Annotated in this window: 5 protein-coding genes and 2 pseudogenes; 3 read left to right on the top strand and 4 right to left on the bottom strand. The window is 68.8% G+C overall.

Annotated elements, in window-relative coordinates; all coding sequences use genetic code 11:
* The 3 genes and pseudogenes from pspA to pgsA form a co-directional block, all read right to left on the bottom strand.
* Positions 1-498: pseudogene (pspA, locus tag A9X04_RS18295) on the bottom strand (phage shock protein PspA); the annotation flags it as partial.
* Positions 499-626: 128 nt separating this feature from the next.
* Positions 627-953, bottom strand: a complete 327-nt coding sequence (gene clgR / locus A9X04_RS18290) for a transcriptional regulator ClgR (protein ID WP_067923414.1) — start codon at positions 951-953, stop codon at positions 627-629.
* A 142-nt stretch (positions 954-1,095) separates the two neighbouring features.
* Positions 1,096-1,695 carry a CDP-diacylglycerol--glycerol-3-phosphate 3-phosphatidyltransferase gene (gene pgsA, locus A9X04_RS18285; protein WP_067923420.1) on the bottom strand — a complete coding sequence of 200 codons (600 nt, stop codon included), beginning with the start codon at positions 1,693-1,695 and terminating at the stop codon, positions 1,096-1,098.
* Positions 1,696-1,733: 38 nt separating this feature from the next.
* On the opposite strand from pgsA, the gene A9X04_RS18280 reads away from it, so the two are divergent.
* Positions 1,734-2,261, top strand: a complete 528-nt coding sequence (locus A9X04_RS18280) for an amino-acid N-acetyltransferase (RefSeq protein ID WP_067923411.1) — start codon at positions 1,734-1,736, stop codon at positions 2,259-2,261.
* A gap of 64 nt (positions 2,262-2,325) precedes the next feature.
* Here A9X04_RS18280 and A9X04_RS18275 read toward each other — a convergent pair.
* Positions 2,326-4,996 (bottom strand): annotated as a pseudogene (locus A9X04_RS18275) (DNA translocase FtsK 4TM domain-containing protein).
* On the opposite strand from A9X04_RS18275, the gene A9X04_RS18270 reads away from it, so the two are divergent.
* Together A9X04_RS18270 and A9X04_RS18265 are read left to right on the top strand one after the other, a co-directional pair.
* Positions 4,995-5,309, top strand: a complete 315-nt coding sequence (locus A9X04_RS18270) for a putative quinol monooxygenase (protein ID WP_067781730.1) — start codon at positions 4,995-4,997, stop codon at positions 5,307-5,309. The pseudogene A9X04_RS18275 and the gene A9X04_RS18270 sit on opposite strands and share 2 nt — an antisense overlap.
* Positions 5,306-5,775 (top strand): SDR family mycofactocin-dependent oxidoreductase (locus tag A9X04_RS18265; RefSeq protein ID WP_156764411.1); only part of this gene is annotated, 470 nt, incomplete at its 3' end. The genes A9X04_RS18270 and A9X04_RS18265, both read left to right, overlap by 4 nt.

The raw sequence follows: 5,775 nt of genomic DNA, 5'->3' as shown, positions 1-5,775 counted from the left end.
CTGTTCCTGCATCTTCGCCTGCTCGAGCTGGCTGAGCAGCTTGGTGCGCTCGGCGATCTTCTGCTGCAGCACCATCGCGTTCTGCTCAACCGCCTTCTTGGCCTGGGCGGCCGCGTTCAGCGCCTGATCGTGCAGGGTCTTGAGGTCCTCGACGCTCTGCTCGGCGGTCACCAGTTGGGCCGCGAACGCCTCGGCGGCGTTGTTGTATTCGGTGGCCTTGGCGGCGTCGCCGGATGCGGTGGCCTGGTCGGCGAGCGTCAGGGCCTGACGGACGTTGACCTGCAGCTTCTCGATGTCGGCGAGTTGCCGGTTGAGTCGCATCTCCAGCTGACGCTGGTTGCCGATCACCTGCGCCGCCTGCTGGGTCAGCGCCTGATGCGTGCGCTGCGCTTCCTCGATGGCCTGCTGGATCTGCACTTTGGGGTCGGCGTGCTCGTCGATCTTCGCGTTGAACAGCGCCATGAGGTACTTCCACGCTTTGACGAACGGATTGGCCATGAGTGAGCTCCACCTTCGCTTCTTGTGGGCTGGAGGGTCCCGGGATGGGCCCGTCGCTTGTCGCTCAATTTAGTGGGTCGGCGCCGATCGCCCTACCCCTGACGCAGGATCCTTGGTGCGGGCGGCGATCAGGCGATCGCCAGGGAGGCCACCGGCGGGATGACGACCTTGGTGTCGGCGTCGATGCTGGGACCGCGCAGCCCGTCGGCGGGAGCCCGCTCCACGCCGGCCATCCGCTCGCCGGCGTCGATCAGGACCGACGACAGCGGCACCTGCAGCGCGTCGCAGATCGCGTTGAGCAGCTCGCTGGAGGGCTCCTTGCGCCCGCGCTCGACCTCGGACAGATAGCCCAGGCTCACCCGCGCCGAATCGGACACCTCCCGCAGCGTCCGGCCCTGCGTCATCCGGGCCTCCCGCAGCACGTCGCCGATGACCTCGCGCACTAATGGCGGCATTTTCCGCCCTCCTTCGTCCAGTCAGCCCGCCGGAGCGAAAACCGCCCCGTTCGGCAGGCGCTCATTAGGTGGAACGCGGGCGGCGGGGTCTTGGTTCCCGTTCGGCGGCCACGAATTCTGTCGACAGATTCAGTCGGCAGATTCAGTCGGCCGACCGGCGCACTTCCCTGACGGTGGACACCACGTAGTCGATGCCGGTGACGATGGTCAGCAAGATGGCCGCCGCCATCACCACCGCCGCGGCCACGCGGAAGGGCCCGGACACGGGCAGGATAAACAAGCCGATCGCCACCGACTGCACCACGGTCTTGATCTTGCCGCCCCAGCTGGCGGGGATGACGCCGCGGCGAATCACCGCCAGGCGCAGCACGGTCACGCCGACCTCGCGGGCCAGGATCACCACCGTGACCCACCAGGGCAGGTCGCCGAGCATCGAGAGCCCGATCAACGCCGACCCGATCAGCGTCTTGTCCGCGATCGGATCGACGAACGCGCCGAATTCGGTTGCCATCCCGTAGTTGCGGGCCAGCAGGCCGTCCAACCGATCGGTGATGACCGCGAGGGTGAAAATCACGAAAGCCACGACCCGGAAGGCGATCTCGTGCCCGTCCTTGGCGAACAGCGCGAGCAGGAAGACCGGGACCAACACCAGCCGCAGCAGCGTCAGCGTGTTGGCGAGATTTGCGATGTGGGCGCGGCCTGGGGGTCCCATCACCGGACCCGTTTGCGGCTGCCCCGACACCGCAACAGAATAACTGTTGGTCAGCACGCCCGTCCCCGATGCCGATACTGTTAGCCGTGACCGAAAGTTCGCAGGACTGCCTGGTGCGACGCGCGCGAACCTCCGATGTCCCCGCAATCAAGCGACTCGTCGACACCTACGCCGGCAAGATCCTGCTGGAGAAGAACCTGGTGACGCTGTACGAGGCGGTCCAGGAGTTCTGGGTGGCCGAGCGCGGGGGCGACGTCGTCGGGTGCGGCGCGCTGCACGTGATGTGGTCCGACCTGGGCGAGATCCGCACGGTCGCGGTCGACCCGGCGATGACCGGCCACGGCGTCGGCCACGCGATCGTCGACCGGCTGCTGGCGGTCGCGCGCGAGCTGCAGCTCAAGCGGCTGTTCGTGCTGACGTTCGAGACCGAGTTCTTCGGCAAGCACGGGTTCACCGAGATCGAGGGCACCCCGGTGACCGCCGAGGTGTTCGAGGAGATGTGCCGCTCCTACGACATCGGGGTCGCCGAATTCCTGGATCTGAGCTACGTCAAGCCCAACATCCTGGGCAACTCCCGCATGCTGCTGGTGCTGTAGCCCGCCGAACGTGCACTCATGGCGAGATTTCGGCTATTTTTTCGCCCTCAGAGCACGCTCGGCGTTAGTCGTCGGCGTCGCCCCCGACCGCGTCGCTGCCGCCGCGGATCAAGGCCAGCGTTCCGGCCAGCTCGTCGGGCTTGACCAGCACCTCACGCGCCTTCGACCCCTCGCTGGGCCCGACGATGCCGCGGGTCTCCATCAGGTCCATCAGCCGGCCGGCCTTGGCGAAGCCGACGCGCAGCTTGCGCTGCAGCATCGACGTGGAGCCGAACTGGCTGGACACCACCAGCTCGACAGCCTGCAGGAACACGTCCATGTCGTCGCCGATGTCCGGGTCGACGTCGGTGCGCTCGCCGGTGGGCTTGGCCGTGGTGACGCCATCGGTGTACTCGGGCTCGGCCTGGTCCTTGCAGGCGCTGACGACGGCGTGGATCTCCTCGTCGGTGATGTAGGCGCCCTGCAGCCGCAGCGGCTTGCTGGCGCCCATCGGCAGGAACAGGCCGTCGCCCATGCCGATCAGCTTCTCGGCACCGGCCTGGTCCAGGATGACCCGGCTGTCGGTGAGCGACGACGTGGCGAACGCCAGCCGCGACGGCACGTTGGTCTTGATCAACCCGGTGACGACGTCCACCGACGGGCGCTGGGTGGCCAGCACCAGGTGGATGCCCGCCGCACGGGCCTTCTGGGTGATCCGCACGATGGCGTCCTCGACGTCGCGGGGCGCGGTCATCATCAGGTCGGCCAGCTCGTCGACGATGGCGACGACGTACGGGTAGGGCCGGTATTCGCGCTGGCTGCCCAGCGGCGCGGTGATGGCCCCGGAGCGCACCTTGGCGTTGAAGTCGTCGATGTGACGCACCCGGGAGGCCTGCATGTCCTGGTAGCGCTGCTCCATCTCCTCGACCAGCCACGCCAGCGCGGCGGCGGCCTTCTTGGGCTGGGTGATGATGGGGGTGATCAGGTGCGGGATGCCCTCGTACGGCGTCAGCTCCACCATCTTCGGGTCGATCAGGATCATCCTGACCTCCTCCGGCGTGGCCCGGGTCAGCAGCGACACCAGCATGGAGTTGACGAAGCTCGACTTACCCGAGCCGGTGGAGCCGGCGACCAGCAGGTGCGGCATCTTGGCCAGGTTGGCCGAGATGAAGTCGCCCTCGATGTCCTTGCCCAGCCCGATCACCAGCGGGTGGTGGTCGCGGCGGGTCGACGGCGCGGTCAGCACGTCGGCCAGCCGCACCATCTCCCGGTCGGTGTTGGGCACCTCGATGCCGACGGCGGACTTGCCGGGGATCGGCGCCAGCATGCGCACGCTCTCGGTGGCCACCGCGTAGGCGATGTTCTTCTGCAGCGCGGTGATCTTCTCCACCTTGACGCCGGGACCGAGTTCGACCTCGTAGCGGGTGACGGTCGGCCCGCGGGTGCAGCCGGTGACGGCGGCGTCGACCTTGAACTGGGTGAGCACCTCGCTGATGGCGTCGGCCATGACGGTGTTGGCGGCGCTGCGCTTCTTGGGCGGGTCGCCGGCGACCAGCAGGTTCAGCGAGGGCAGCGTGTAGGGGCCCTCGACGACGCGGTCGAGCACCTCGGTCTTCTTGTCGCGGCGGCGGCTCTTCCCGATGGCCGGCTCCGGCGTGGTGGGGATGTCGTCCTCGTTGTCGCGCAGGGCGGGCGCCGGGTCCGCCGCCGACCACGCGTGCGGCTTGTCGTCGGGGGCCGGCGCGCCCTCGTCGTCGAAGCCGTCGGAGAAGTCTTCGGCGGCATAGGAATCGGCATCGGAATCGGCGTCGTCGAAGTCGTCGTAGTCGTATTCGTCGTCGTCGCTGAGCAGTCGGGCGCCGAACATGTTGCGGACCGCGTCGGGCACCTCCCGGATGGTCGTCCCGGTAAGCAACAGCAGGCCGAACATGAAGCCGATGAACAGCAACGGCGCCGCGATCCATGCCGTCAGCCCGTCCGACAGCGGCCCCCCGATGGCGAAGCCGACGAATCCCGCCGCGCGGCGCCGGGCCTCCGGGTCCTCGGGCGAGCCGGACCACAGGTGGCGCAGCCCCAGCACGGAAAGGGCGATCAGGGTGGCGCCCAGGATCAGCCGGGGCCGCGCGTCGGGATTGGGTTGGGTGCGCATCAGCGTCACCGCCACGCCGGCGGTGACGACGGGGAGGGCCAGGACGCCAGCCCCGATGAAGGTGCGCAACAGCGTGTCGACCCACGCGCCGACCGGCCGGGCGGCGTCGAACCAGGAGCTCGCGGCGACCACGACGGACAGGGCGAGCAGCATCAGCGCGATGCCGTCGCGGCGGTGTCCCGGGTCGATCTCCCGGGCCCGCCCGATCGACCGCGCCGCGCCGCCCGTGCTCCGCGCGGCCATCAGCCAGGTGGCGCGCAGGGCACGGCCGCCAGTCAGCCCGGCGGCCACCAACAGCGAATGGTTGCGCCGCCTGGCGGGCCTGCTCGGCCGCTTGCGAGGTGCCGCCGGCCGCGCGCGACCCGACCCGCTCCGCGAAGGGGCCTTTGACCTGCTCGTTCTGGCTTTGGAGCGGGCGGCGGTCTTGTTAGCCATGTCGGCCAGGGTAGTCGCATCGACATCATCTGCACCACCCGCCACACGGGTAACGGTTCGGCCTCGTGCGCCATCTGGCGGGTCGGGCGCCTGACCGCGTGAGTAGGGTGACAACCGGTGACTGAAGTTGTGCGCGTCACCCCACCCCGTTTGCCCCAGGAGGCCCCAGCATGCCCGTCGTCGTCGTTGCCACCATGACCGTCAAACCGGAGTCGGTCGACACAGTCCGCGACATCCTCACGCAGGCGGTGGAGGAAGTGCACAACGAACCGGGCTGCCAGTTGTACTCGCTGCACCAATCGGGCGAGACCTTCGTGTTCGTCGAGCAGTGGGCGGACGAAGAGGCGCTCAAGGCCCACAGCACCGCGCCGGCCATCGGCAAGATGTTCGGCGCGGCCGGCGAGCACCTCGCCGGGGCGCCGGACATCAAGATGCTGCAGCCGGTTCCCGCGGGGGACCCGGACAAGGGTCAGCTCCGGTCCTGATGGCCAGGCCACTCGAGGGCAAGGTCGCCTTCATCACCGGTGCGGCCCGCGGGCAGGGACGCGCGCATGCGGTACGTCTCGCCGCCGACGGCGCGAACATCATCGCGGTCGACCTGTGCGAGCAGATCGCCAGCGTTCCCTATCCCCTGGCCACCGAGGACGACCTGGCGGAGACCGTCAAGCTGGTCGAGGACGCCGGCGCTCGCATCGTGGCCGCTCGTGGCGACGTGCGCGAGCGGGCGTCACTGTCGGCCGCGCTGCAGTCGGGTCTGGACGAGTTCGGTCGGCTCGACATCGTCGTGGCCAACGCGGGCATCGCCCCGATGCAGTCCGGCGACGACGGCTGGCGCGACGTGATCGACGTCAATCTGACCGGCGTCTACAACACGATCAAGGCCGCCATCCCGACCATGGTCAAGCAGGGCACCGGGGGCTCGATCGTGCTGATCAGTTCGAGCGCCGGCCT

This window comes from Mycobacterium sp. E3247 (assembly GCF_001667785.1).
In the GTDB taxonomy this organism is placed as follows: Bacteria; Actinomycetota; Actinomycetes; order Mycobacteriales; family Mycobacteriaceae; genus Mycobacterium.
Note: the sequence above shows the minus strand (reverse complement) of the source record. Positions and strands in the feature narration are given on the sequence as shown.